Origin of the sequence: Streptomyces sp. NPDC001315, assembly GCF_042896175.1 — a bacterium.
GTDB lineage: Bacteria > Actinomycetota > Actinomycetes > Streptomycetales > Streptomycetaceae > Streptomyces.
Genome location: NZ_JBIAWZ010000022.1, coordinates 43417 through 69901, shown reverse-complemented (window position 1 = coordinate 69901; position 26485 = coordinate 43417). Strand labels below are relative to the sequence as shown.

Here is a 26485-nt window from a genome sequence, read left to right as displayed (position 1 = left end):
CTCAGCGCAGCGTCACGGTAGGCACCGGATTGCTCCCGCTCCACGACGCGTTGAACCCGAACGTCACCGAACCGCCGTCCGCGACCGCCTCGTTGTAGGAGGCGTTCGCGCAGGACACGGCCGCGCCCGACTGCGTGCAGGTCGCGTTCCAGGCCTGGCTGATCTGCTGGCCCGCGCCGTACGTCCAGCCCACCTTCCACGAGGACAGCGAGGCGCCGGAGCAGGCGATCTTCACCTGGCCCGTGAAGCCCGCGTCCCACTGGCTCACCACGCTGTACGTCGCCGTGCAGCCGCCGGTCGTGGGCGGCGGCGTGGTCGTCGTCCCGCCGAGCGCCTCGGCGATGCCGTAGTACGCCGGTTTCGGCGCGTAGTTCTCGTCGTACGGGGTCGCGGCCCCGTAGCCCGAGAAGGTGCCCGGGACCCATGAGTCGGAGTCGGTGAAGCCCCAGACGGTGAGGTTGACGCAGCGCGTCACGGCCACGCAGGCGGCGGTGACCGACTTGTAGTCGGCGGCCTGCTGGGCCAGTTTCGTGCTGTCGGCCGGCAGCGCCATCCGTATGTCCAGCTCGGTGATCGCCACGTCGACGCCGAGGTCGGCGAAGCGCTGGATGTTCTGCTGAAGCGTGGACGGCACCTGACCGAGGATCAGGTGGGCCTGGAGACCGACGCCGTCGATCGGGACGCCGCGCTCCTTCAGGGACTTGACCAGGTTGTACAGGGCGGTGCTCTTGGCGTTGACGCCCTCGACGTTGTAGTCGTTGATGTACAGCTTGGCGGCCGGGTCGGCGGCCCGCGCCCAGGTCAGGGCGCTCGCGATGTAGTCGACGCCGAGGCCGTTGTACCAGAGGGTCGAGCGGTAGGTACCGTCCTCGTTGAAGGGCTCGTTGACCACGTCCCAGGCGGCGATCTTGCCCCGGTAGCGGCCGACCTCGGTACCGATGTGGTTCTGGAGCAGGCTGCTGAGCTGGGCGGACGTCCAGCTGCCGTTGGTCAGCCAGCTCGGGTTCTGGTTGTGCCAGGCGAGAGTGTGGCCGCGCACCTGCTGGTTGTGGGCCTGCGCGAAGGCGACGATCTGGTCGGCCTCCGTCCAGTTGAAGGTGCCCTGTGTCGGCTCGACCGACCCCCACTTCATGGCGTTGCCCGGGGTCAGCGAGTTGAACTGCGCCCCGGCGATGTCGCCGTAGGTGCCGGTGAGCTTGGAGCCGGTGACCGCCGTACCGATGATCTTGCCCTTGGCGGCCGCGAGGTCGCGCAGGGGCGTGTCGGCGGCGTGCGCGGACGTCATGCCGGCCGCGAGGAGAGCGCCGACGGCGGTGACGCCGGTGAGCACGGCGACAAGGCGAGCTCGTAAGGATGTCGATCTGACGGATGATGATCTGGAGGGGCTCATTGCGGGTGCCTCCGAAAGTTTCGGTCGTTCAACCGATTGACTTCGGAGGAGTGTGGAGGCGCCGACCTCACCCGTCAATACGTCAACTTCTGGCCACAGGCGCCCCAGTACTCGACCGCACCACCAGACTGGTGGCCAGCTCCACCCGGGTCGCCACCGGCGCCCCCTCCGCGCGCGCCAGCTCCAGCACCAGCCGGGCCGCCGCCTCCGCCATCTCCATCAGCGGCTGCCGTACGGTCGTCAGCGGCGGCCCCACCCAGCGCGCCACCGGCAGGTCGTCGAAGCCGACCACGCTCAGGTCGTCCGGGATGCGCAGTCCCAGCTCACGGGCGGCCTCGTAGAGTCCGAGCGCCTGGAGGTCGTTGCCGGCGAAGACGGCCGTGGGCCGGTCCGGCAGGCTCAGCAGTTCGCGGCCGAGGCGGTAGCCGGCCTCGTGATGGAAGTCCCCGGTCTTGATCAGTCCCGGGTCGACGGGCAGCCCGGCCGTCTCCAGGGCGGCCCGGTAGCCGTCCACCCGGGCGCGGCTGCACATCATGCTCGCCGGTCCGCTGATGGCGCCGATGCGGGTGTGGCCGAGGTCGACCAGATGCCGGGTGGCGGCGAGACCGCCCTGCCAGTTGGTGGCGCCGATGGACGGCACGTCGGAGCCCGGGTCGCCGGCCGGGTCCATCACCACGAACGGGATGGACCGACTGGTCAACAGCGCCCGCTGGGACTCGTCGAGGCCGGACAGGACGAGGATCACGCCGTGCGGACGGCGGGCGGCGACCTGGTCGGCCCAGGTCCGCCCCGGGGTGAGCCGCCCCGCGCTCTCGCTCAGCACGACACTCAGCCCGGCGTCCCGGGCCACGTTCTCCACGCCCCGGATGACCTCCATCGCCCAGGCGCTCTCCAGTTCGTGGAAGACCAGGTCGATCAGGGGCGAGCGGCTGGCCTCGGCCCGGCGGCGCCGGTAGCCGTAGGCGCGCAGCAGTTCCTCCACGCGGGTCCGGGTGGCCGGGGCGACGTCGGCACGGCCGTTGAGGACCTTCGAAACAGTCGGCGCCGACACGCCGGCCTCGCGGGCGATCTCAGCGAGGGTGGCGGTCTGGGTGGACCGCCCTGTCGTGTGGGTTTCAGCGGACTCCGAGGCTGTCATGGCGGCGATCGTATCCCTGCGCGACCTCTTGACGAACCCCCTGGCGCACCATAGGTTCCCGGAACATTCGGATTACTTATCGAAACATTCGATTCGGCCTCCTAACCGAGTGGAGTTTCATGACCACCGCCCCCTGGCGTGACCCCGCTCTCCCCGCGGCCGCCCGCGTCGACGACCTCCTCGCCCGGATGACCCTGGAGGAGAAGACCGCCCAGCTCTACGGCGTGTGGGTGGGCGCCGCCACGGACGGCGACGGGGTCGCTCCCCATCAGCACGACATGACCGCCGACTACGACTGGGACGAGCTGATCGGTCTCGGCCTGGGTCAGCTCACCCGTTCCTTCGGCACGGCCCCCGTCGACCCGGACCTCGGCGCCCGGGCCCTGGCCCTGGCCCAGCGCCGTATCGCCGCGGCGGGCCGCTTCGGCATCCCGGCCGTCGCCCACGAGGAGTGCCTGGCCGGCTTCACGGCCTGGCGCGCCACCGCGTACCCCGTGCCGCTGGCCTGGGGTGCGAGCTTCGACCCGCCGCTGGTCGAGGAGATGGCCCGGCACATCGGCCGCGACCTGCGCTCGGTGGGTGTGCACCAAGGGCTGGCGCCGGTCCTGGACGTGGTCCGTGACCCCCGCTGGGGCCGGGTCGAGGAGACGATCGGCGAGGACCCGTATCTGGTCGGCACGGTCGGCAGCGCCTATGTGCGCGGTCTGGAGTCGGCCGGGATCGTCGCCACGCTCAAGCACTTCGCCGGGTACGCGTCCTCGGCGGGCGCCCGCAATCTGGCACCCGTACGGGCCGGTGTCCGCGAGTTCGCCGACATCACCCTGCCGCCCTTCGAGATGGCCCTGCGCGAAGGCGGAGCGCGCTCGCTGATGGCGGCGTACAACGAGACGGACGGCGTACCGGCGTCGGCCGACCCCGGGCTGCTGACCGAACTCCTGCGGGAGGAATGGGGCTTCACGGGGACGGTCGTCGCCGACTACTTCGGCATCGGCTTCCTGGAGACCCTGCACAAGGTCGCCGGTTCGCCCACCGAGGCGGCCCACCTGGCCCTCGCGGCCGGCATCGACGTCGAACTGCCGACGGTGAAGTGCTACGGGCCGGACCTGGTGGCAGCGGTACGGGAGGGTACGGTCCCGGCGGACCTGGTGGACCGGGCGGTCCGTCGCGTCCTGCTCCAGAAGTGCGAACTGGGCCTCCTGGACGAGGACTGGGACCCGGAGCCGGCGGAGTCGATCGACCTGGACTCGGCGGAGAACCGCGCCCTGGCCCGCCGCCTCGCCGAGGAGTCGGTGGTCCTGCTGGACAACCCAGACGGCGTCCTCCCGCTGGCCCCCGACGCGCGCATCGCGGTCGTCGGCCCGAGGGCGGCGGACGCGCTGGCGATGCTGGGCTGCTACTCGTTCCCGTCGCACGTCCTCACGCACCACCCGGAGGTGCCGACGGGGATCGACATCCCCACGGTCCTGGAGGCCCTGCGCGCCGAACTCCCGGACGCGAAGGTGACGTTCGCGGAGGGCTGCGGCGTCTCGGATCCGGACGACTCCGGCTTCGAGGAGGCGGTGACCCGGGCGTCGGAGGCGGACGTGTGCGTGGCGGTCCTGGGCGACCGGGCCGGCCTGTTCGGCCGGGGCACGTCGGGCGAGGGCTGCGACGTGGCGGACCTGCAACTTCCCGGCATACAGGGCGACTTGCTGGACCAGCTGGTGGCGACGGGGGTCCCGGTGGTCCTGGTCCTGCTCACCGGCCGCCCGTACGCGCTCGGCCGCTGGCACGGCAGGCTGGGCGCGGTGGTCCAGGCGTTCTTCCCGGGCGAGGAGGGCGGCCCCGCGGTCGCGGGAGTGCTCTCGGGCCGGGTGAATCCGTCGGGTCGCCTGCCGGTGAGCGTGCCGCGCGTGCCGGGGGGCCAGCCGTGGACGTACCTCCAGCCTCCGCTGGGGCTGGCGGACGAGGTCAGCAGCCTGGACCCGACCCCGCTCTACCCCTTCGGACACGGGAGGTCGTACACGGCGTTCGCGTGGGAGGACTTCGAGGGACCCGCAGCGGAGATCGACACGGACGGTTCGTACGACGTCTCGGTGACCGTCCGCAACACCGGTGACCGTGAGGGCGCGGAGGTCGTGCAGCTGTACCTGCACGACCCGGTGGCGTCCGTGACGCGCCCCGACGTCCGCCTGGTCGGTTATCAGCGGCTGGAGCTGGCTCCGGGTGAGGCGCGACGCGTGACGTTCCACTTCCACGCGGACCTGTCCGCCTTCACCGACCGGAAGGGGCGTCGGGTGGTCGAACCCGGGGCGCTGGAACTGCGGTTGGGCGTGTCCAGCACGGAGGCACGGCACACGGCTCGGCTGACGGTCACGGGTCCGGTACGGGTGCTGGGTCCCGACCGGCTACTGCGGTGTGAGGTCAGCTGACGTGTGAGGAAACCGGCCCGGGTGGTGGGGGCGACAGGGCCGGAGGGCGGCACCGGGTGTCCCGGTGCCGCCCCCGGCCGTCGGTGGGCTACCTCCTCGCCTTCCGCCGGCCGGCGCGGGCCGGGGTCAGGGCGCCGAGCGCCAGGAGCGCCACGACGAGGAACGCCACGACCTCCGCCGGCGACGGGAGCGCGTGACGGGTGATCAGGGACGCGATCGTCATGCCCGCCGCGGCGCAGACGAAGGACAAAGCCGCACGCTTCACGAATGTCCTCCCGAGGGTCTGCCGGATCATGCGCATCACCAGCCTACGAACGTCGCCCGGATGCGGTGGAGGGTCCATCAGCGGCGGGCTTCCGGGAGTCACGGAAGCGAACCGTCACGCCGGCTCGGCGTCCACCGACTCGAATTGCCACCGGTGCACCGCCCGCGTCACCAGCTCCCCGGCCGGATCGGGCAGTTCGGGCAGCTCGGCGCCGTAGGGCGCGTCCCACCAGGTGATCACGAGGACCCGGTCGCCGGGGGCGCGGAAGGTCTCGCGGCGCAACGGACGCAGGGGGAGCTCCTGCTCCCGGGCCCAGGCGAGGAGCTCCGCCCCTCGCCCGTCGGCGGCGCGGGCCTCCCACATCAGAGCGACCGTCACGAGTACAGGTTCTCCTCGCCGATCTCGTGCACATGGTCGTGCCCGGGGACATGTGGGTCCGTCACCGGCAGCGAGGAGTCCGCCGAGAGGTCCCAGCTGGACGCGGACCGGCCTCGTGCGACCATCTCCGCGCCGAGCGCGGCCACCATGGCGCCGTTGTCGGTGCACAGCTTGGGCCGCGGCACCCGCAGCTGGATGCCGGCCGCCTCGCAACGCTCCTGGGCCAGCACCCGCAGCCGGGAGTTGGCGGCGACTCCACCGCCGATCATCAGGTGGTCGACGCCCTCGTCCTTGCAGGCCCGTACGGCCTTGCGGGTCAGCACGTCCACGACCGCCTCCTGGAAGGAGGCCGCCACGTCGCGCACCGGCACCTCCTCCCCCGCCGCCCGCTTGGCCTCGATCCAGCGGGCCACGGACGTCTTCAGCCCGGAGAAGGAGAAGTCGTACGCGGGGTCGCGCGGCCCGGTCAGCCCACGCGGGAAGGCGATCGCGGCCGGGTCGCCCTCCTTCGCGTACCGGTCGATGACCGGGCCGCCGGGGAAGCCGAGGTTCAGCACGCGGGCGATCTTGTCGAAGGCCTCGCCCGCCGCGTCGTCGATGGTCGCGCCCATGGGGCGCACGTCGGAGGTGATGTCGGTGGAGAGCAGCAGGGACGAGTGGCCGCCGGAGACCAGCAGGGCCATCGTCGGCTCGGGCAGTGCGCCGTGCTCCAGCTGGTCGACGCAGATGTGCGAGGCGAGGTGGTTGACGCCGTAGAGCGGCTTGCCGAGCGCGTACGCGTACGCCTTCGCCGCCGAGACGCCGACCAGCAGGGCGCCCGCAAGGCCAGGACCGGCGGTGACCGCGATGCCGTCCAGGTCCCTCGCGCTCACCCCCGCCTCCTTCAGCGCGCGGTCGATGGTGGGCACCATCGCCTCCAGGTGCGCCCGGGACGCCACCTCCGGCACGACCCCGCCGAACCGGGCGTGCTCGTCGACGCTGGACGCGACGGCGTCCGCCAGCAGGGTGGTGCCGCGGACGATGCCGACACCGGTCTCGTCGCAGGAGGTCTCGATCCCCAGGACCAGGGGTTCGTCAGCCATTGATCTCGGTTCCTCGGGTTCCTTGTACGGAGGTGGAGGGGTCGGTCAGACGCATCACCAGGGCGTCGACGTTGCCCGGCTGGTAGTAGCCGCGTCGGAAACCGATGGGCTCGAAGCCGAAGCGTTCGTAGAGCCTCTGGGCGCTGAGGTTGTCGACCCGGCACTCGAGCATGACCTCGGCGCACTCGAAGGCGGTAGCGGCCCGCAGCAGCTCGGTCAGCAGGCGTCCGCCCAGTCCGGTGCCCTGGTGGTCGCGGGCGACGGCTATGGTCTGGACGTCGGCGAGGTCGCCGGAGGCGGCGAGGCCCGCATAGCCGACGACACGGTCGCCGGCCTCGGCCACGACGTACCGCCGGGTCGCCTCGGGGCCCCGCGCATGGGCCAGCTCGGACCAGAACATGCCCCGCGACCAGGCGTCCTCGGGAAAGAGGTCCTTCTCGAGGTCCAGCACGGGGTCGATGTCCCACCAGCGCATCTCGCGCAGGCCAGGAGTCACGGGTCCGGTCACTTCGGGGTGACCACCTTGTAGTTCTTGGGCACCTGGGCGTCGGGACGGCGCAGGTACAGCGGCCGGGGCGGCTGCAGTTCCTCGCCGGCCGCCAGTTTTTCGGCGGCGAGGGCGGCGAGAGCGGCGGCGGAGATGTGCTCGGGCTCGTGGGCGACCGGGAAGGTGTCGGGGTAGAGCAGCGCGCCCGCACCGACGGCCGGGAGTCCGGCCACCTGGTCGGCGATGTCGGCGGGCCGGTCGACGGCGGGGCCGGTCAGCCGGGTCCGGGAGTCGGCGTACGTCGCCCAGTAGACCTCCTTGCGGCGGGCGTCGGTGGCCACGACGAAGGGGCCCTTCTCGATGTCGGCGGCGTAGGCGAGGCCGTCCAGCGTGCACAGGCCGTACACGGGGACGCCGAGAGCGAGCCCGAAGGTGTCGGCGGTCATCAGGCCGACGCGCAGCCCGGTGTACGGGCCGGGCCCGGTGCCGACGACGACCGCCGTGACGGAGTCGAGCTTCAGCCCGGCCTCGGCGAGCACACGGTCGACGGCCGGCAGCAGCAGCTCACCGTGTCGGCGGGCGTCCACCTGGCTCGACGAGGCGATGACGTCCGTACCGTCGTGCAGCGCGACGGTGACGGCGGGGGTGGCGGTATCCAGAGCGAGCAAGAGCACGCAAACAGCCTACGGCTCCGAAGGGGGGTGCCGGACGCACGGCCGTCAGCTCGGGACCTCGGGGGCGGGCCGACGGGGCCCGGCGGGGGAATGGCCTGGCGGCGGGCGCGCGGTCGCCCCGGTCGGGCAGGTCGCGGCTGCTAACGTCGCCAGGAGGCACGAGGTACGGCGCGTAGTACAGATGCAGAGGTGGCGGCGGTGGCAAGCAGCAGCGCGGGATTCGTGGCCGGGCTCACCGCGGCGGCCGTGGTGACGGTCGGCTTCCTCACCTACCAGGCCTCGGCGAACATCCCGGCGGCCCTGGTCGGCAAGTCCCGCGCGAACACGTCCGCCACGGCGGCCGCGAAGGCGCCCCGGGACAAGAAGAACCCCACCGCCCTGCCCGGGAGCTCCGGTACGGGTGAACGTGTCGTGTACTCGGTGGACGACGACCGGGTGTGGCTGGTCAGCGCGACCGGCAGGGTCGAGCGCACCTTCAAGGTCACGCCGGGCAGCGTCGACCCGCTTCCGGGCACCTACGCCGTCACCTCCCGCTCGAAAGCCGTCACCGGCACCGACGGCACCCCCATCGAGCACGTGGTCCGCTTCACCAGCGTGGGTGGCGTGGTCATCGGCTTCAGCGCGGCGGTGAACGGCACGACGACGGCCCCCGACTCGACCGTGAAGACGGGCGGCATCCGGGAGTCCCGCAAGGACGGCGACGCGATGTGGGTGTTCGCGACGATCGGCCAGAAGATCGTCGTCATCCGCTAGATCCGCTGGATCCGCTGGATCCGGTAGAACCGGTAGAACCGGTAGAACCGCCGGGTCCTCCGGATCCGGCGGATCCGGCGGATCCTCCGATCCGGCGGAGACCTATGCGGCCTCGCGGTGGTCCTCGACCAGCTCGTCCGGCTCACGCGGCGGCGTGGAGATCGCGTCCGCCGCCGCGCACGACGCCAGCAACTCGCGCATGGAGAGCCCGGGCTGCATGGGCTGCGTCTGGGGTTCCGAAGCCGGCATGGACGCCTCCTGAGGGTCGGGGGCGGACGTAGTTAGGTACACCTAACTACGAACTGGATACCATGTGATCACGCTCGGAGCACCTGGCGCAATATCTTGCCGACAGGTTGTCGGAACGTTCATACGAACGTCCGCGGAACCCTCGCACCGCTACGACCGTCTCAGATCGGTCTCAGGCCGCGAGCACGCTCAGATCGACCGTCTCCCACCGCGTTCCCAGCCCGGTCACCGTCACATGCCGCACCTCGTCGGTCGTGTCGCCCACGGCCCGGTGGATCTGAACCTGAAGCCGCTCGTCCGTCAGCTCCTCGACCTTGCCCTCGCCCCACTCCACGACGATCACCGACTCGGGCAGCGAGACGTCGAGGTCGAGGTCCTCCATCTCGTCCAGACCGCCACCCAGCCGGTAGGCGTCGACGTGCACGAGCGGCGGACCGTCGCCGAGGGAGGGATGCACGCGGGCGATCACAAAGGTCGGGGACGTGACGGCGCCGCGCACGCCGAGGCCCTCGCCGAGCCCGCGGGTGAGCGTGGTCTTGCCCGCGCCGAGCTCCCCGCTGAGCATCACCAGGTCGCCCGCGCGCAGCAGCTTGGCCAGACGGCGGCCCAGTTCCCGCATCTGGTCGGGCGAAATGATGGTCAGTTCGAGGTCAGCCGGGCTGTGCGGTGCTGCTGGTGCTTCCATAGCCACCCACGGTAGCTCCTGCGGGCACGGCACCCGCGCGGGTGAGCAGGTCGGCGAGGCGGTCGGTGACCACCTCCGGGTGCTCCAGCATCACCAGGTGCCCGGCGTCCGGTACGAGGACGAGCTCGGCTTCGGGCAGCAGGTCCGCGATGGCCTCGCTGTGCTCGCTGGGGGTGACGAGGTCCTGCACCCCGGCCAGCACGAGCACCGGCATCTCCTGGAACAGGGCGAGCGCCTCGGTCTTGTCGTGGTCGGTGAACGCCGGGTAGAACTCGGCGACCACGTCGATCGGCGTGCCCTCGATCATCCGCTCGGCGAACCGCTCGACCGCCGGATCGATGTCCCGGGACGCGAACGAGTACCGCTTGATGATCCCGGCGAAGAGCTCCGCCGTCGCCCTGCGCCCCTTCTCCACCAGTTCGGCCTGCTGCCCCAGCGCCTTCAGCACACCGGGGAGTACGCGCCGCACCGCGTTGACGCCGGCGACGGGCAGCCCGAAGTTGACCTCGCCGAGCCGCCCGGACGACGTACCGACGAGGGCGGTGGCGACGACCCGGTCACGGATCAGCTCCGGGAACTGGGCCGCCAGCGCCATCACCGTCATCCCGCCCATGGAGTGGCCGACCAGCACGATCGGCCCGTCGGGCACGGCGGCGTCGATGACGGCCTTCAGGTCCTGCCCGAGCTGGTCGATGGTGACCGGCACTCCGTCCCGGACCTGCGCCGCCCCGTGCCCGGACCGGCCGTGGCTGCGCTGGTCCCAGTGCACGGTCCGTACGACGCCGCGCAGCGCCGCCCGCTGAAAGTGCCAGGAGTCCTGGTTGAGGCAGTAGCCGTGGCTGAAGACGACGGTGACGGGGAGGGGCGCCTTGCGGCCGAAGAGCCGGCGTCGGCGGGGTGCCGGGCCGCCTTCGGGCTCGACGTCGTCGACCTCGTAGTACAGCTCGGTGCCGTCGTCGGCGTACGCCTTGCCGGGCGTGCCGCGCAGTGCGCCGTACGGCCCCGTCGAGTCCAGCGCGAGCCGGGCCCGCCTGCGCATCCCGCGGCCGACCGTCATCCGTTCGATGGCTACACCGGCGGCCGCTCCCGCCGCGAGCACGCCTATCGCGGCGCCCGCGAGGCCGGTCGTCCTGCGCCAGCCGCCGGACGCCGCCGCGGCGGAGGCGATGGCCGCTGTGGCGCTCCCGACGGCCTCCGCACTGCTCTCGCTCACGTACCGCTCCTCTTTGCCGTGTCGGCCGTACCAGCCGCGGTCGCCGTACCTGCCGCGGTCGCCGGAGTAGCCGCAGTCGTCGTAGTACTGGTTGCCGGTTCCTCATCCAGGTAGACGCGAGGAACACGCGTTCCGATGCGTGTGACGATCTCGTACGCGATGGTGCCCGCGGCCTGCGCCCAGTCCTCGGCGGTGGGCTCGCCGTGGTCGCCGGGGCCGAAGAGCACGGCGCGGGAGCCGGTCCCGGGCTCGTCCCCGCCGAGGTCGACGACGAACTGGTCCATCGCGATCCGCCCCGCGACCGTGCGCCACTTGCCGTCGACCAGGACCGGGCCGCTGCCGGAGGCGTGCCGCGGGATGCCGTCCGCGTAGCCGACGGGGATCAGGCCGAGGGTGGTCTCGCCGGGGGTGACGTAGTGGTGGCCGTAGCTCACGCCGTGGCCGGCCGGGACCCGCTTCACCAGCGCGACGGACGCCGACAGCGTCATCACGGGGCGCAGCCCGAAGTCGGCGGGGGTGCCGAGCTCGGGGCTGGGTGAGATGCCGTAGAGGGCGATCCCGGTCCGGACGAGGTCGAAGTGGCTCTCGGGGAGGGTGAGCGTGGCGGGCGAGTTGGCGATGTGCCGCACCTCGGGGCGGACGCCCCGCGCCTCGGCGTACGCCACCATCTCCCGGAAGAGGGTGAGCTGGGCGGCGATGGAGGGGTGCCCGGGTTCGTCGGCGCAGGCGAAGTGCGACCAGAGCCCGGTGATCCGGACGAGCCCCTCGGTCTCGGCGGCCAGGGCCGCGCCGACCAGTTCGGCCCAGTCGTCGCCGGGCTGGCAGCCGTTGCGCCCGAGCCCGGTGTCGGCCTTGAGATGCACGCGCGCGGGTGCGCCGGCCGCCCGGGCCGCCTCCGTGACCTCCCGCAGCGCCCACATCCCGCTGACGGACACGTCCAGGTCGGCCTCGATCGCCGCCCGCCAGGGCCCGCCGGGCGTCCACAGCCAGCACATGATCCGCACGTCCCCCGGCAGCCCGGCGGCACGCAGCGCCAGGGCCTCCTCGGGCGTGGCCGTACCGAGCCAGGTCGCGCCCGCCTCGACGGCCGCGCGGGCGCACGGGACCGCCCCGTGGCCGTACGCGTCGGACTTCACGACGGCCATGAGGGCCGCGCCCGGCGCGAGGGCGCGCAGGCTCCGCGCATTGGCCCGCAGGGCCGCCAGGTCGATCTCGGCGCGGGCACGCAGGGGTGCGGTCGGCGAAGGCGCGGTCGGCGAAGGTGCTGTCTCATTCATGGCGCCCCCAGTGTCTCAGAGGGGTGTGACCGCCCCCCGGCCCCCGGTCGGGTCCGGCTTGTGGCCCCGGGCTACGTCCCCGGCCTGCGCCCCCACACGTACACGTGGTCGTTCTTCTTCAACACGCCCCACAGCTTGCGCGCGTCGGCCGGCCTCAGATTCACGCAGCCCCAGGAACCGACGGTCGTGTAGATGCTGTCGGGCACGGCGTGGAAGGCCTGCCCGCCACTGAAGAACTGGGCGTACGGCATGGAGGTGTGGTAGATCGTCGACCAGTGGTTCTTGTGCCGCCAGTAGATGGTGTGCCATCCGGTCCGCGTCCGGTACCCGGCCCGCCCGCTGCGCATCGGCACGGGCCCGAAGACCACCTTCTCGCCCCTCTGCACCCAGGTCAGCTGCCGGCTGAGGTCCACACAGGCCACACGGTACGTCCGCACCGGGCACTTCTTGGCCGCGTTGGGGTTCTTCCTCGCGGACTTCAGCATCATCCGCGCCCAGGTGACGGGCCCGGCGAACCCCGTCGCGGGCTTGATCTTCTCTTTCCGCTGGAACGCGCGGACGGCCCGGCAGTCGGCCGCCGACTGCTTCCCGTCCGCCTTCAGCTTCAGCCACCGTTCGACCTGCCGCTGATACGGCCCGGCCTGCTTGCTGCACCTCACGCGCGCGGCTGGTGCGGCGTGGGCGGCGGCCCCCGGAAGGAGGACGGTCACTGCGGTGAGCAAGACGGCGACACTGCGCATTCGTACGCTGATCATGCAATCAGCGAAGCGTGGGGAGAAGACAGGGCAGGGGTGGCGCGCGGAGGGGTCACCCTTATTGAGGAACCCGCTCAGCTGCGGGCAGTCGTGCCGCCAGGGGCGGCACCCGTCCCCCACTCCCCTGCGCGCTCACTCCCGCCAGTCCCCTGCGCGCTCACTCCCGCACATCCCGCCAGGCCCCCGGAATCGCCGCGGCCACGTCATGCGCCCCGGCCGGCGCCCCGTCCGACGCGAACCTCCCCGCAAGCCCGTGCAGATACGCCGCCACGCTCCCCGCGTCCACAGCACTCAGCCCGGCCGCCAACAACGACCCGCCCAGCCCCGACAGCACATCCCCGCTCCCGGCCGTGGCCAGCCAGGACGTGCCCGTCGGATTCACCCGCACGGCCCCGCCCGCGGCGTCGGCGACCAACGTCGTCGACCCTTTCAACAGCACGGCCGCCCCGTACCGCCCCGCCAGCTCCCGCGCCGACTCCAGCCGCGCCCCCTCGACCTCCTCACGTGCCACCCCGAGCAACGCCGCGGCCTCTCCCGCATGAGGCGTCATCAACGTCGGTGCCGTACGCGCCCGCACCGCCCCGGCGTCCGCCAGCCGCAACCCGTCCGCGTCGATCAGCACCGGCACGTCCGCCGCCAGCACCTCCGCCACGGTCGCCGCGTCGTCCCCCGCCCCCGGCCCGACGACCCACGCCTGCACGCGGCCCGCGTGCTTGGGCCCCCGGTCCGACACGAGGGTCTCGGGAAAGCGGGCGATGACGGAGTCCCCGGCGGGCCCGACGTACCGCACGGCCCCGGCGCCGCCCCGCAGCGCTCCCGCGACGGCCAGTACGGCGGCCCCCGGATAGCGCGCCGACCCGGCGGCGATGCCGACGACACCGCGCCGGTACTTGTCGCTCTCGGCGCCGGGCAAGGGCAGCAACGCGCGTACGTCGGCGTGCTGCAACGCCTCCAGTTCCGCCTCGTCCGGCAGTTCGGGCCCGAGCCCGATGTCCACGAGCCGCACGGACCCGGCGTACTCCCGCGCCGGGTCGATCAGCAGCCCCGGCTTGTGCGTCCCGAAGGTGACGGTCAGGTCGGCGCGTACGGCCGGCCCCCGCACCTCCCCGGTGTCGGCCTCCACCCCGCTCGGCAGGTCCACGGCGACGACGGCGGCCCGGGACTCCTCGACGAGCGACGCCAGCGCCGCCGCGTCCGGACGCAGACCACCCCGGCCCCCGATCCCGACGATGCCGTCGAGGACGAGGCCGGCCCGCAGGATCGGCTCCTTCGCCGCGCCGGGGGCAACCGTCACGCCCCCCGCCCGGCGCAGCGCCGCGAGCCCGCCCGGATGCGTGCGGTCGGGCGCGAGCAGCACCGCCGTGACGCCCGCGCCGCGCCGGGCCAGCCGGGCTCCGGCGTACAGGGCGTCGCCGCCGTTGTCGCCGCTGCCGACCAGCAGCACGACCCGGCTGCCGTAGACCCGCCCGAGCAAGTCCGCGCAGGCGGCGGCCAGTCCGGCGGCGGCACGCTGCATGAGCGCACCCTCCGGAAGCCGCGCCATCAGCTCACGCTCGGCAGCCCTTACCGTCTCCACGCTGTACGCAGTACGCATGGGACCGAGTCTTCCCTACGCCACACGCACCACGCAGGTTCTAACCGTCCCCACAGGCGTCACGCGGGGGCCGGCCCTGCCCATGCCGCGCCACGCGGGGACCGGCCCCTGCCCATGCCCTATGCCGCGCCACGCAGGTTCCAGCCCTCCCCGTGCCCCATGCCGCGCCGCGCGGGTTCCAGCCTGCCCATGCCCCAGGCCGCGCCACGCGGGTTCCAGCCTGCCCATGCCCCAGGCCGTATCACGCAGGCCCGCGCTCTACCCCTCCGCCACCACGACCGCCGAAGCCACCCCGGCGTCATGGCTGAGCGACACATGCCAGGACCGCACCCCGAGCTCCGCCGCCCGGGCCGCCACCGTCCCCGTCACCCGTAGCCGTGGCTGTCCGCTGTCCTCGACGTAGACCTCGGCGTCCGTCCAGTGCAGGCCGGCCGGTGCGCCCAGCGCCTTGGCCACCGCTTCCTTCGCCGCGAACCGCACCGCGAGCGAGGCGACGCCCCTGCGCTCCCCGCTGGGCAGCAGCAACTCGCTCTCCAGGAACAGTCGTTGGACCAGTCCGGGCGTGCGCTGCAGCGATGCCGCGAACCGGTCGATCTCGGCCACGTCGATACCGACCCCGATGATGCTCATGCCGAGCACCCTACGGCCGGGGACTCCTCCGTCGACGCGACTGTCACAGCAGGCTGCCAGGACGCGGACTGGGGCGCGGCTCGGCTCATGGGTGCCGGAACCCCCTCTCGTCCCGACGACCGGAAAACCGCACCGGACCCGGCGTCCGGCCGGAACGTCGCATCCATGCCGGCGCCGCCGACCGCGCTGCCTAGAGTGGTGCCGCCAAGGTCTGCCCCCCCCCCGACATCGACCCTCGAGGAAACTGTCACAGGATTGGCAGATCTGTAACACTCGCGGGCTCCTCACGGTACGGCCACGGTGTTGGAGCCGGCACGAATCTGCCAATCCTGCGCGCGCCAGCAGTCAAGCCGCCCCCAACTCGCACCACACGAGCTTGCCCCGATTGCCGAACCTGGACAGCGGCTGCCAGCCCCACCCGTCCGCACACGCCCGCACCAACCCCAGCCCACGCCCCTCCTCGACCTCCCCGAGCTGCTCCAACTTCCCCGGCGGCGGGGGCGGCTCCGGGTCGGCATCCCACGCCCCGATCCGCAACACGCCCGCCGACCAGCGCACCCGTAGTGCGGCCGGTCCCTTGGTGTGGCATACGGCGTTGGAGATCAGTTCGGTGGCGAGGAGTTCGGCGGTGTCCACGAGCCCGATCAGTCCGTGCAGGGTGAGGATCAGACGGAGGGTGCGGCGGCAGACGGTGACGGCTCGGGGGTCGTTGGGGATGTAGAGGGAGTACTCCCAGGGTTCGTTGGGCTCATGCGGCTCGTTGGGCTCGGTTTCGGACATGCGTCAACTCCGTTCAGGGGTAAGGAGGTTGGTGGGCGGTGGCGGTGCCGCAACCGTCACAGCAGGACGATGCGGTGCACTTCCGCTGTGTGCACGTTACGTCACTGACGGTAGACCTTTATTTACAGACCAAGCAACCCAATCGCGTAATCTGTCCCCGAACGAGCCGCACCGGCAGGCCCGTTGATCCAAGGAGCAGTCGATGGGCTTGAGGCGCGAACCGACGGCACGCCAGACGCGCCTGGCGACCGAACTGCGCAGACTTCGCGATGCGGCAGGCCTCAAAGCTCGCGAAGCCGCAGAGCTGCTCGGCGTGAGTTCCGTCCAGATCAGCCAGATCGAGTCCGGCCTCTCGGGCCTGAGCGAGGAGCGGCTGCGCCGTCTTGCGTCCCACTACATGTGCACGGACGACGAGTTGGTCTCGGCGCTGGTAGCCATGGCGACTGACCGGACGCGCGGCTGGTGGGAGGCGTACCGATGGCTGCTGCCGAAGCCCTTTCTCGACCTCGCCGAGCTGGAGCACCATGCGACGTCCCTGAGGGAAGTCCAGTTCCTTTACATCCCCGGGCCTTTTCAGACAGAGGACTACGCTCGCGCCGTCTTCTCCTATCGCGTGCCAGAACTTCCGCATGAAGAACTGGAGTTGCGGGTTCGTCACCGGATGCAACGCAAGACGACCCTCGAAGGCACCCCGTACGAGGCCGTCGTCCACGAGGCGGCACTGCGCATCATGGTCGGCGACCGCGCCGCTTCACGAGCCCAGCTCTCCCACCTTCTGGAGCTTTCGGAGGCGGAGCACGTCACCGTGCGCGTCATCCCCTTCGACCTGGAGGGATTCGCCGGCGCGGCGAGCGCCATGACGTACGCGGGAGGCGCCGTACCCAAGTTGGACACGGTCGTACGCGATGGCCCTCACGGCGCGTCCTTCATCGACTCCGAGGCCCAACTCGGCGCGTTTCGCGCGCTCTTTCATAAAGTAGAGGCCGTATCGCTCGTTCCCGGGCGGTCGCGCGACTTCATCCACAGGCTGACGAAAGAGCTGTGAGGCACTCCATGGACACCCCCGACAACTGGCGGAAGTCGTCCTACTCCGGGCCCGGCGACGGCGACTCCTGCGTCGAGATCGCCGACCTCCGCACCCGCATAGCCATCCGAGACTCCAAGGACCCGGCCGTCGGCATCCTCACCTTCCCGACCGGGTCCTTCACCCCCTTCATCGAAGCCCTAAAGGGAACTCACTCCACCGTCACCGACTTCGCCAGGTTCCGAGGCTGATCCACCTCGTTCCCCCGAGCCGTGGCCAGCTCACAAGCGAAGACCTGCAACGGCACCGTGGCCACCAGCGGCTGCAGCAAGGTCGGGGTCGCCGGGATCCGGATCAGATGGTCGGCGTACGGGACGACCGCCTCATCCCCCTCCTCCGCGATGACGATCGTCCGCGCACCCCGTGCCCGGATCTCCTGGATGTTGGACACGATCTTGTCGTGGAGGACGGACCGCCCCCGAGGCGACGGCACGACCACCACGACCGGCAGATCCTCCTCGATCAGCGCGATCGGCCCGTGCTTCAGTTCGCCGGCCGCGAAGCCCTCGGCGTGCATGTACGCCAGTTCCTTCAGCTTCAGCGCGCCCTCGAGGGCCACCGGATACCCCACGTGCCGCCCCAGGAACAGCACCGTGTTCTTGCTGGCGAGGGTCCGTGCCAGAGCCCGTACCGGCTCCATCGTCTCCAGGACCCGGTCGACCTCGCCGGAGATCTGGGACAGGTCCCGGATCACCGCCCGGATCTCGTCGCCCCACTTGGTGCCCCGCACCTGGCCCAGATACAGCGCGACCAGGTAGCAGGCCACGAGCTGCGTCAGGAATGCCTTCGTCGAGGCGACCGCGACCTCCGGCCCGGCGTGCGTGTACAGCACCGCGTCCGACTCGCGCGGGATCGTCGAGCCGTTGGTGTTGCAGATCGCCAGCACCTTGGAGCCCTGCTCGCGGGCGTGCCTCAGGGCCATGAGCGTGTCCATGGTCTCGCCGGACTGGGAGATGGCGATCACCAGGGACCTGGAGTCCAGGATCGGATCCCGGTACCGGAACTCGCTCGCCAGCTCCACCTCGCACGGGATGCGGGTCCAGTGCTCGATGGCGTACTTGGCGATCAGCCCGGCGTGGAAGGCCGTACCGCACGCGACGATGACGACCTTGTCCACCTCGCGCAGCTCGGCGGTGGAGATACGGACCTCGTCCAGAGTCAGCGAGCCGGACGCGTCGATGCGGCCCAGGAGCGTGTCGGCGACCGCCTTGGGCTGCTCGGCGATCTCCTTGAGCATGAAGTAGTCGTAGCCGCCCTTTTCCGCGGCCGACGCGTCCCAGTCGACGTGGTAGGAACGCACCTCCGCCGGACGGCCGTCGAAGCCCGTCACGGTCACGCCTTCCCGGCGCAGCTCCACCACCTGGTCCTGACCCAGCTCGATCGCGGACCGCGTGTGGGCGATGAACGCGGCGACGTCCGAGGCGAGAAAGGCCTCGCCCTCGCCGACGCCCACCACGAGCGGCGAGTTCCGCCGCGCCCCGACGACCACGTCCGGCTCGTCCGCGTGCACCGCGACCAGCGTGAACGCGCCCTCCAGCCGCCGGCACACCAGCCGCATCGCCTCCGCCAGGTCCGCGCAGGAGGAGAACTCCTCGGCGAGCAGGTGCGCGACCACCTCGGTGTCGGTCTCGGAGTTCAGCTCGTGCCCGCGCTCCGCCAGTTCGGCGCGCAGCTCCGCGAAGTTCTCGATGATCCCGTTGTGCACGACGGCGACGCGCCCCGCGTTGTCGAGATGCGGATGCGCGTTCGCGTCCGTGGGCCCTCCGTGCGTGGCCCACCGGGTGTGCCCGATGCCCGTCGTACCGGACGGCAGCGGCCGCTCGACCAGCTCCTTCTCCAGATTGACCAGCTTCCCGGCCCTCTTCGCCGCGGCGAGCCCCCCGTCCGCCAACACGGCGACGCCCGCCGAGTCGTACCCCCGGTACTCCAGCCGCTTGAGTCCGGCCATGACAACATCGAGCGCCGGCTGCGCCCCCACGTATCCCACGATTCCGCACATGAGCGGCAGCCTAAGGTCCGGCGCCCGCCGAAAAGAGCCGCCGCGTGCCCGAAATCGGAAATTCCCACCGTCGTACGAAGCCCGCCCACAGCCCCTTCCGGGCCCCCCTCCAGCCCGCCCACAGCCCCTTCCCGGCCCGCTCCAGCTCTCTCGCAGCCCCTTCCCGAGCCTGCGACCAGCCCCTCTCTCGCCCCCAGCCCGGCCCGGCGTGACGCACCCCACCTCCCACCCCGTTCAAACTCCGTTAACAATGGACTGTGATCTCTCCGGTCTCCTCGATGCCCCGGAGCGCCCACCGGCACAAGCCGGAGGCGACTCCCTACGTCGACCTCACCCGTGCCGAGTGGAGTGCGCTGCGCGACAAGACGCCGCTCCCCCTCACCGCCGAGGAGGTCGAGAAGCTGCGCGGCCTCGGCGATGTCATCGACCTCGACGAGGTGCGCGACATCTACCTTCCGCTGTCGCGGCTGCTCAACCTCTACATCGGCGCCACCGACGGACTCAGAGGCGCGCTCAACACCTTCCTCGGCGAACAGGGCTCCCAGTCCGGCACCCCGTTCGTCATAGGAGTCGCGGGCTCGGTCGCCGTCGGCAAGTCCACCGTCGCCCGGCTCCTCCAGGCCCTGCTCTCCCGATGGCCCGAGCACCCGCGCGTCGAGTTGGTGACCACGGACGGCTTCCTGCTCCCCACCAGGGAACTGGAAGCCCGCGGCCTGATGTCGCGGAAGGGCTTCCCCGAGTCGTACGACCGCCGCGCCCTGACTCGTTTCGTCGCCGACATCAAGGCCGGCAAGGACGAGGTGACGGCCCCCGTCTACTCGCACCTCATCTACGACATCGTCCCCGACCAGCGGCTCACGGTCCGCCGCCCCGACATCCTCATCGTCGAGGGCCTGAACGTCCTGCAGCCCGCGCTGCCCGGCAAGGACGGCCGCACCCGGGTCGGCCTCGCCGACTACTTCGACTTCAGTGTGTACGTCGACGCCCGCACCGAGGACATCGAGCACTGGTACCTCAACCGGTTCAAGAAGCTGCGCGCGACCGCCTTCCAGAACCCGTCCTCGTACTTCCGCAAGTACACCCAGGTCTCCGAGGAGGAGGCCCTCGACTACGCCCGCACCACCTGGCGCACCATCAACAAGCCCAACCTCGTGGAGAACGTGGCCCCCACCCGCGGCCGCGCGACCCTGATCGTGCGCAAGGGCCCGGACCACAAGGTGCAGCGGCTGAGTCTGCGCAAACTCTGACGGCCACCGGCCCCGGAAAGCGGCCGGCACCGCCCACCAAGTGGGCGGTGCCGGAGAGGCCCGTCAGGGGTTCAGCCAGGAACTGGTCTAGCCGAGCGCGGACTTCACCGCATCCGCCAACCGCCCGGCAACCGACCGCGCCTGATCGATGTCCGCGGCCTCGACCATCACGCGAACCAGCGGCTCCGTACCGGACGGCCGCAGCAACACCCGTCCCGTGGAGCCGAGTTCCCGCTCCGCCTCGGCCACCGCGGTGGCGAGGTCCGCGGACGTCCCGACCCGCGCCTTGTCCACGTCCGGCACATTGACGAGGACCTGCGGCAGCCGCTCCATCACGGACGCGAGCTCCCGCAGCGAACGCCCGGTCTCCGCGACCCGCGCGGCCAGCATCAGCCCGGTCAGCGTGCCGTCGCCGGTCGTCGCGTGGTCGAGGATGATCACGTGCCCGGACTGCTCGCCGCCGAGGGCGTAGCCGTGCTGCTTCATCTCCTCCAGGACGTAGCGGTCACCGACCGCCGTCTGGATGAGCTTGAGGCCCTCGCGCTCCAGCGCCAGCTTGAAGCCCAGGTTGGACATCACGGTCGCGACGACGGTGTCGGAGCGCAGCGCGGAACGCTCCCGCATCGCCAGCGCGAGCACGGCGAGGATCTGGTCGCCGTCGATCTCCTCACCGGTGTGGTCCACGGCGAGGCAGCGGTCGGCGTCACCGTCGTGCGCGATACCGAGTGCGGCACCGTGCGCGACGACGGCCTCCTTCAGCGGGCCGAGGTGGGTCGATCCGCAGCCGTCGTTGATGTTGAGCCCGTCCGGCTCGGCACCGATGGTGATCACTTCGGCGCCGGCCCGAGTGAACGCCTCGGGCGAGACCCGCGCGGCAGCGCCGTGCGCCTCGTCGAGGACGATCTTCAGACCGTCCAGCCGGTTCGGGAGTACGGCGATGAGGTGGGCGACGTACTTGTCGAACCCTTCGTCGTACGACCGCACGCGGCCGACGCCCGCGCCCGTCGGCCGCTCCCAGGGCGCGCCGGTGCGGTGCTCCTCGTAGACGGTCTCGATCTTGTCCTCGAGTTCGTCGGCGAGCTTGTGGCCGCCGCGGGCGAAGAACTTGATGCCGTTGTCGGGCATGGCGTTGTGGCTGGCGGACAGCATCACGCCGAGGTCGGCGCCGAGCGCGCCGGTGAGGTACGCCACCGCCGGCGTCGGCAGCACGCCGACGCGCAGGACGTCGACGCCCGCACTCGCGAGGCCCGCGACCACGGCGGCCTCCAGGAACTCCCCGGACGCGCGCGGGTCCCGCCCGACCACCGCCGTCGGCCGGTGGCCCGCGAACGTACCCGCCTCGGCCAGCACATGTGCCGCCGCGACGGACAGACCGAGCGCCATCTCGGCCGTCAGATCCGCGTTGGCGACACCGCGCACGCCGTCCGTGCCGAAGAGTCGTCCCACGTGTCCTCCTGAGGAAGCGTCAGTTACGGAAGCCGTGTGCCGGTGCGGCCCACACACGGGGCTTCCGCTCCCAGGCATTCGATGCCTGACCATCCGATAGCACAAGCCATTGAGCGTCTTGTGCCGTTATACGCCCGAAGGCTGTGATAAACGAACGCCCCGGCGGCACTGTGGCGTGCCGCCGGGGCGTTCGGAGTACGTGCAGGCAGCTGGTGATTAGCGCTTGCTGTACTGCGGGGCCTTGCGGGCCTTCTTCAGACCGGCCTTCTTGCGCTCGACCGCACGGTCGTCGCGCTTGAGGAAGCCGGCCTTCTTGAGCGGGCCGCGGTTGTTGTCCACGTCCGCCTCGTTCAGGGCGCGGGCCACGCCGAGGCGCAGGGCACCGGCCTGACCGGAGACACCGCCACCCGCGATGCGGGCGATGACGTCGTAGCGGCCCTCGAGCTCGAGCACCTTGAAGGGCTCGTTGACTTCCTGCTGGTGCACCTTGTTCGGGAAGTAGTCCTCGAGGGTGCGACCGTTGATCTTCCACTTGCCGGTGCCCGGGACGATCCGGACGCGGGCGATGGCGTTCTTGCGACGGCCCAGGCCGGCGGCCGGCTGCGGCTCGCCGAAGCGGGAAGCCAGCGACTCCGAGGTGTACTCGCCCTCGACGGGGACCTCGGACTCGGTGGTGTAGCTGTCGATGTCGACGAGCTCAGTCTCTTCGACCGGCTGCTCAACAGTGGTCTCGGCCACGATTCTCCTCAGATTTCTTTTCGTCTTAGGGGGTGGCCGGAACTACTGCGCGACCTGGGTGATCTCGAACGGCACCGGCTGCTGGGCAGCGTGCGGGTGCTGGTCGCCCGAGTAGACCTTCAGCTTCGAGAGCATCTGACGGCCCAGGGTGTTCTTGGGGAGCATGCCCTTGACGGCCTTCTCGATGGCCTTCTCGGGGTTCTTGTCGAGCAGCTCGTCGTAGCGGACGGCGCGCAGACCACCCGGGTAGCCCGAGTGGCGGTACGCCATCTTCTGGGTCCGCTTGTTGCCGGAGAGGTGCACCTTGTCGGCGTTGATGATGACGACGAAGTCACCGGTGTCGACGTGCGGGGCGTAGATCGGCTTGTGCTTGCCACGGAGGAGGCTGGCGGCAGTGGTGGCGAGACGACCCAGGACAACGTCCTGAGCGTCGATGACGTGCCACTGGCGCGTCACATCGCCGGGCTTGGGGCTGTACGTACGCACGGTTCGTAGCCTTCGCTTCTTCAGTGAGTGGTCCTGACAGGTCACCAAAGACGATCACGACAGCCCTGACCGCACTGCGGTGACGCAAACCGCGTGCTGGTCGCTGGTCATCGGCCCGGTGGACCGGTGTAAGGGCCCGTCCCGTGAGAAGGCAAGCCAATACACAACGAAGAATCAGAGTACCCGGGCCCCCATGGACGGGTCAAAACGAGGTCGCGCGCGCCCCACACACGCGCCCCATCCGGCCCCATGCGCCCCTTCAGCGGGCCTCGACCCGGTCCGCGTGGACCGCCGACCACCCTGTGAGATCGGGCACTCCGATCAGGCGGTACGAGATCCGGGTGCCGGCAGCAGGGAAGCCCGCGGCGGGGTACCGCCGTCGTGCCCGGTGCGGTCCAGCCCGCTCTGTCATTCACAGCTTCGCACGCGCGCCGTCGGCACATGACCGCGCATGCTGCGTGACCGTCCGTAACCTCGTACACGTATGCGCAGGTCCGGCCCCTCTCGCTCGAGACCCGCTGCCAGGACATGTCGCCTATAACCCTTCTTGCTCCCCGAACGCCCGTGGCTCCAGCGCTCGTTGAGGCAGAACCGCATCCACCGCGTCCCGTCTAAGATGCGCCCCATGAGCTATGGGCAGGGGGGACCCCAGTCCCAGTGGGATCCCTGGAAACCGAATTCGCAGCAGCCGTGGACCAGCGGCAGCGACGGGCAGTCCCCGGACTGGGCGGCACTCGCCGAGGCGTCGGAGACGCGCAACAAACGGCGGCGGATCCTCTTCATCGGCGGCGGCGTGCTGGCCACGGTCGGCATCGGCACCGCCGTCGCCTTGGGCGTGATGTCGGCGAACGGCGACTCCGAGGCGTCGAACCAGCCGGCCTCCCAACTGCCCGCGACCGCGGACATACCGAGCGGCGGCGCCACCGCGACGCCGTCGTTCGCCCCCACGACCGCCCCGCCTCCGCTGGACCCGAAGGACTTCGTGGCCAGCGCCAAGAAGGACACGGCGCCGCTCGGCCCGGACATCCTCTTCCCGGGCACGCAGCTGACCATGACCGAGACCGTGTACAAGAAGGGCGCCACGGCCGACACGAAGAGCTGCGCCACGGCCGCCCAGGGCACGCTTCCGAAGATCCTCACCGCCAACGGCTGCACCCGGCTGATGCGCGTTACCTACACCAAGGACGACATCGCGGTGACCGTCGGCGTGGCCGTCTTCGACACCGAGGCACAGGCCACCAAGGCCAAGGGCCAGGCAGACGGCAAGAGCATCGTCAAGGCGCTGTCCGGCAAGGGCGTCAAGGACTTCTGCAGCGGCGCCGTCTGCCGCTCCACGACGAACGCCTACGGCCGCTACGCCTACTTCACGATCACCGGCTTCCCCAGCGGCAAGGACGTCACGACCAAGGACACCAAGGTGTTCAGCACGGGTGACGACCTCGCCGAGTTCACGTTCCGGCAGATCCGCAGGCGCGGCGAGGCCCAGGCGTCGGCCGCGGCCGACGAGTGACGCCCGGCAGGAACGGGTGACGCCGGGCAGCAACGAATGACGCTCGTCAAAGGCGAATGCCGAATGACGCTCGTCAAGGACGTGTGAGAGCCTCCCCCAACCGTTGATCGAGCCGATCAACGGTGATCAAGCCGATCGCCTTCGCCTTTGGGCCGATCCCTTGGGGGGACCAGCACATGAGCACTGCCCGTACGTCCAGACGCCGCCTGCTCGCGAGCGCCGCGGGCCTCGGCGGCGCCGCCCTCGCCACGACCGTCGCCACGGCGGACGAAGCGGCCGCGGCCGACGCCCTCGCGGGATGGCTGAATGTCAAAGACTCCGCCTACGGCGCGCTCGGCGACGACTCGGCCGACGACCAGCCCGCGATCCAGAAGGCCATCGACGCGGCCGGCCAGGGCGGCACGGTCTACTTCCCGCCGGGCAAGTACCGCATCGCCTCACCCCTGAAGCTCTCCCTCGGCGTGACGCTGCGCGGCGACTGGAACCCGCACTTCCCGGTGCGCACCAACATGCCCGACTCCTTCCTTCGCCCCGGCATCGGCAACTTCACCGGCGAGGCCCTGATCGTCATCGACCCGGCCCCCGCGCAGGGCGCGTACATCGATTCCGCCTACCGGGGCGGCCCGCGCCTGTACGGCCTCGCGCTCGACGGGCGCGACACGCTGACCAAGGTGCCGGACGGCGCGACGGTGGGCGATCCCATCGACGGTGTGCGCATCAACCCCGGCGTCAAGGACGTCGGCATGGACAAGGTGACGATCTGGCGGTTCACCGGCAACGGCGTCAACGCCCAGAACGCGGCCGCCTTCCAGTTCAACCAGGTCCACTGCGTGGACAACAACCTCCACGGCTTCACCTGGGGCGACTCCCAGGGCACCGGCGGCGGCCTGGTCGACGCCGACCTGTTCCAGTGCTACTCCCAGGGCAACAGCCTGCACGGCTACGACATCCTCAACCCCAACGCCGTGACCATGGTCGACTGCCGCTCCGAGTGGAACGGCCGGCACGGCTACAACATCACCGGCATCAACTACTCCATGGTCGTCGTCGGTTGCAACACCGACCGCAGCGGCCAGGACGGCTTCCACGTCTCCACCTCCGCCGGTGGCCGCTTCATCCAGTTCCTGGGCTGCCTGGCCAAGCGGGACGGCAAGACGGGCACCGGCTGGTCCGGCTTCAGCATCACGGGCAGCGCGGCCGAGGGCGTCGTCCTCACCGGCTGCTCCACCTCGACGGGCCGCAACGACGACAACACGGGCGACTACTCCCCGTCGTACGGCATCACCACCTCCGCCCTGAACTCCGCCAGTTGCGTCTCGCTCGTCGGCGGCGAGTACGTCGGCGTCACGGCCCCCTTCAACGACGCCGGCGCGGTCGTCGTACGGCACAGCGGCGTCACCGCCGGCACCCACACCGACACGGGCATCACCTGGGACAAGTCCGACGTCCACATGGTGTCCGGGGCCGCCGGAACCACCCGTGACGTGCAGTTCTGGTCGCGTGGCAAGAACCGCCGCTGGGCGCTGCGCACCACCGACACCGCCGAGTCCGGCGCGGGCGACGGCTCCGACTTCGCCCTCGTCCGGTACGCCGACGACGGCACCGCGATCGACACCCCGGTCACCGTCCGCCGCAACACCGGCCGCATCACCCTCGGCCAGTCCGGTACGACGCCCGGCGTGGTCGTCAACGCCACCGCGAGCCCCGGCGTCAGCCTCGTCCAGACCCAGGCCGCGGGCCAGGGCTACTCCGTCACCGGCGCCGACACCGCCTCCCGTGCCTTCCAGTCCCAGGTCACCGGCGACTCGATCAACCGCTTCGCCATGGACATCGCCGGCACCCAGAGCTTCGGCCCCGGTGGCTCCACCGGCCGGGACACCAGCTGGGGGCGGCTCGGCGCGGCCCAGGTCGGCAGCGCCGACTCGGACATCGTGGCGGGCCTGGCCGGCAAGGGCATCAAGGTCAAGGAGGGCACCAACGCGAAGATGGGGACCCTCACCCTGAACGGCGCCACCGCGGTCACGGTCGCGACCACCGCGGTCACCGCCACCAGCCGCATCTTCCTGACCGTCCAGGCCCCCGGCGGCACCCCGGCCGGCATCGCCTACGTCTCCGCCCGCACCGCCGGCACGTCCTTCAGCGTCAAGGGCGTCGCCGGGGACACCTCGACGGTGGCGTGGCTGATCGTGGAACCGGCGTAGGCGCGGGCGCGGG

The 26485-nt window shown here is 71.1% G+C and carries 26 protein-coding genes; 7 read left to right on the top strand and 19 right to left on the bottom strand.

The window, feature by feature from the left end:
• Position 1: 1 nt before the first annotated feature.
• Both ACFY16_RS36065 and ACFY16_RS36060 read right to left on the bottom strand, forming a co-directional pair.
• On the bottom strand, positions 2-1390 hold the full coding sequence (locus ACFY16_RS36065; protein WP_390651435.1) for an endo-1,4-beta-xylanase: 1389 nt from the start codon (positions 1388-1390) through the stop codon (positions 2-4).
• Between the two features lie 82 nt (positions 1391-1472).
• Complete coding sequence (locus ACFY16_RS36060; RefSeq protein ID WP_390651434.1) at positions 1473-2528, bottom strand: LacI family DNA-binding transcriptional regulator; 1056 nt, start codon at positions 2526-2528, stop codon at positions 1473-1475.
• A gap of 119 nt (positions 2529-2647) precedes the next feature.
• On the opposite strand from ACFY16_RS36060, the gene ACFY16_RS36055 reads away from it, so the two are divergent.
• Positions 2648-4939 carry a glycoside hydrolase family 3 N-terminal domain-containing protein gene (locus ACFY16_RS36055; RefSeq protein WP_390651433.1) on the top strand — a complete coding sequence of 764 codons (2292 nt, stop codon included), beginning with the start codon at positions 2648-2650 and terminating at the stop codon, positions 4937-4939.
• Between the two features lie 88 nt (positions 4940-5027).
• Here ACFY16_RS36055 and ACFY16_RS36050 read toward each other — a convergent pair whose 3' ends face one another.
• The 5 genes from ACFY16_RS36050 to tsaB all read right to left on the bottom strand — a co-directional run bounded on the left by ACFY16_RS36050 (position 5028) and on the right by tsaB (position 7825).
• Positions 5028-5204 (bottom strand): hypothetical protein, encoded by a 177-nt coding sequence (locus tag ACFY16_RS36050; protein ID WP_390651432.1) that lies wholly within the window; start codon positions 5202-5204, stop codon positions 5028-5030.
• Positions 5205-5318: 114 nt separating this feature from the next.
• Positions 5319-5582 carry a hypothetical protein gene (locus tag ACFY16_RS36045; RefSeq protein ID WP_390651431.1) on the bottom strand — a complete coding sequence of 88 codons (264 nt, stop codon included), beginning with the start codon at positions 5580-5582 and terminating at the stop codon, positions 5319-5321.
• A complete protein-coding gene (tsaD, locus tag ACFY16_RS36040; RefSeq protein ID WP_390651430.1) occupies positions 5579-6664 on the bottom strand; it encodes a tRNA (adenosine(37)-N6)-threonylcarbamoyltransferase complex transferase subunit TsaD in 1086 nt (361 codons plus the stop codon). The genes ACFY16_RS36045 and tsaD overlap by 4 nt, the downstream gene beginning before the upstream one ends.
• Entirely contained in the window at positions 6657-7172 is a 516-nt protein-coding gene (rimI, locus tag ACFY16_RS36035; RefSeq protein ID WP_390651429.1) for a ribosomal protein S18-alanine N-acetyltransferase, read from the bottom strand. Before rimI ends, tsaD begins: the two co-directional genes overlap by 8 nt.
• Positions 7169-7825 (bottom strand): tRNA (adenosine(37)-N6)-threonylcarbamoyltransferase complex dimerization subunit type 1 TsaB, encoded by a 657-nt coding sequence (gene tsaB / locus ACFY16_RS36030; protein WP_390651428.1) that lies wholly within the window; start codon positions 7823-7825, stop codon positions 7169-7171. The genes rimI and tsaB overlap by 4 nt, the downstream gene beginning before the upstream one ends.
• Positions 7826-8023: 198 nt before the next feature.
• On the opposite strand from tsaB, the gene ACFY16_RS36025 reads away from it, so the two are divergent.
• Positions 8024-8578: a hypothetical protein gene (locus ACFY16_RS36025; protein ID WP_390651427.1), complete on the top strand. Its 555-nt coding sequence runs from the start codon at positions 8024-8026 to the stop codon at positions 8576-8578.
• 102 nt (positions 8579-8680) lie between these two features.
• On the opposite strand, the gene ACFY16_RS36020 is transcribed toward ACFY16_RS36025, so the two are convergent.
• The 8 genes from ACFY16_RS36020 to ACFY16_RS35985 form a co-directional block, all read right to left on the bottom strand.
• Positions 8681-8827 carry a hypothetical protein gene (locus ACFY16_RS36020; RefSeq protein ID WP_390651426.1) on the bottom strand — a complete coding sequence of 49 codons (147 nt, stop codon included), beginning with the start codon at positions 8825-8827 and terminating at the stop codon, positions 8681-8683.
• Positions 8828-8999: 172 nt separating this feature from the next.
• The gene (gene tsaE / locus ACFY16_RS36015) at positions 9000-9512 is read right to left on the bottom strand and encodes a tRNA (adenosine(37)-N6)-threonylcarbamoyltransferase complex ATPase subunit type 1 TsaE (protein ID WP_390651425.1); all 513 of its coding nucleotides are present in this window, start codon (positions 9510-9512) and stop codon (positions 9000-9002) included.
• On the bottom strand, positions 9478-10725 hold the full coding sequence (locus ACFY16_RS36010; protein ID WP_390651424.1) for an alpha/beta fold hydrolase: 1248 nt from the start codon (positions 10723-10725) through the stop codon (positions 9478-9480). Before ACFY16_RS36010 ends, tsaE begins: the two co-directional genes overlap by 35 nt.
• On the bottom strand, positions 10722-12002 hold the full coding sequence (gene alr, locus ACFY16_RS36005) for an alanine racemase (RefSeq protein ID WP_390651423.1): 1281 nt from the start codon (positions 12000-12002) through the stop codon (positions 10722-10724). Before alr ends, ACFY16_RS36010 begins: the two co-directional genes overlap by 4 nt.
• Before the next feature lie 71 nt (positions 12003-12073).
• A complete protein-coding gene (locus ACFY16_RS36000; protein WP_390651422.1) occupies positions 12074-12757 on the bottom strand; it encodes a L,D-transpeptidase family protein in 684 nt (227 codons plus the stop codon).
• 157 nt (positions 12758-12914) lie between these two features.
• Positions 12915-14351: an NAD(P)H-hydrate dehydratase gene (locus ACFY16_RS35995; protein ID WP_390651421.1), complete on the bottom strand. Its 1437-nt coding sequence runs from the start codon at positions 14349-14351 to the stop codon at positions 12915-12917.
• 258 nt (positions 14352-14609) lie between these two features.
• On the bottom strand, positions 14610-14981 hold the full coding sequence (locus tag ACFY16_RS35990) for a holo-ACP synthase (protein ID WP_390651420.1): 372 nt from the start codon (positions 14979-14981) through the stop codon (positions 14610-14612).
• 345 nt (positions 14982-15326) lie between these two features.
• A complete protein-coding gene (locus ACFY16_RS35985) occupies positions 15327-15761 on the bottom strand; it encodes an ATP-binding protein (RefSeq protein WP_390651419.1) in 435 nt (144 codons plus the stop codon).
• 202 nt (positions 15762-15963) lie between these two features.
• Here ACFY16_RS35985 and ACFY16_RS35980 point away from each other — a divergent pair, with 202 nt between their 5' ends.
• Together ACFY16_RS35980 and ACFY16_RS35975 are read left to right on the top strand one after the other, a co-directional pair.
• Positions 15964-16806: a helix-turn-helix domain-containing protein gene (locus ACFY16_RS35980; RefSeq protein WP_390651418.1), complete on the top strand. Its 843-nt coding sequence runs from the start codon at positions 15964-15966 to the stop codon at positions 16804-16806.
• An 8-nt stretch (positions 16807-16814) separates the two neighbouring features.
• On the top strand, positions 16815-17036 hold the full coding sequence (locus tag ACFY16_RS35975) for a DUF397 domain-containing protein (RefSeq protein ID WP_390651417.1): 222 nt from the start codon (positions 16815-16817) through the stop codon (positions 17034-17036).
• Here ACFY16_RS35975 and glmS read toward each other — a convergent pair.
• Positions 16997-18844, bottom strand: coding sequence for a glutamine--fructose-6-phosphate transaminase (isomerizing) (glmS, locus tag ACFY16_RS35970; protein ID WP_390651416.1), 1848 nt, complete (start codon positions 18842-18844; stop codon positions 16997-16999). The genes ACFY16_RS35975 and glmS overlap by 40 nt on opposite strands.
• A 278-nt stretch (positions 18845-19122) precedes the next feature.
• Between glmS and coaA the strand changes: the two genes are divergently transcribed.
• Positions 19123-20091 carry a type I pantothenate kinase gene (gene coaA, locus ACFY16_RS35965; RefSeq protein ID WP_390651415.1) on the top strand — a complete coding sequence of 323 codons (969 nt, stop codon included), beginning with the start codon at positions 19123-19125 and terminating at the stop codon, positions 20089-20091.
• An 87-nt stretch (positions 20092-20178) separates the two neighbouring features.
• On the opposite strand, the gene glmM is transcribed toward coaA, so the two are convergent.
• From glmM to rplM, 3 genes are all read right to left on the bottom strand, one after another.
• Complete coding sequence (glmM, locus tag ACFY16_RS35960; protein WP_390651414.1) at positions 20179-21537, bottom strand: phosphoglucosamine mutase; 1359 nt, start codon at positions 21535-21537, stop codon at positions 20179-20181.
• Between the two features lie 216 nt (positions 21538-21753).
• Positions 21754-22275, bottom strand: a complete 522-nt coding sequence (rpsI, locus tag ACFY16_RS35955; RefSeq protein ID WP_030950653.1) for a 30S ribosomal protein S9 — start codon at positions 22273-22275, stop codon at positions 21754-21756.
• A gap of 42 nt (positions 22276-22317) precedes the next feature.
• Positions 22318-22761 (bottom strand): 50S ribosomal protein L13, encoded by a 444-nt coding sequence (gene rplM, locus ACFY16_RS35950; RefSeq protein ID WP_384722813.1) that lies wholly within the window; start codon positions 22759-22761, stop codon positions 22318-22320.
• 625 nt (positions 22762-23386) lie between these two features.
• On the opposite strand from rplM, the gene ACFY16_RS35945 reads away from it, so the two are divergent.
• Both ACFY16_RS35945 and ACFY16_RS35940 read left to right on the top strand, forming a co-directional pair.
• Positions 23387-24271 carry a hypothetical protein gene (locus tag ACFY16_RS35945; RefSeq protein ID WP_390651413.1) on the top strand — a complete coding sequence of 295 codons (885 nt, stop codon included), beginning with the start codon at positions 23387-23389 and terminating at the stop codon, positions 24269-24271.
• 176 nt (positions 24272-24447) lie between these two features.
• The gene (locus ACFY16_RS35940; protein WP_390651412.1) at positions 24448-26472 is read left to right on the top strand and encodes a glycosyl hydrolase family 28-related protein; all 2025 of its coding nucleotides are present in this window, start codon (positions 24448-24450) and stop codon (positions 26470-26472) included.
• Positions 26473-26485 lie beyond the last annotated feature (13 nt).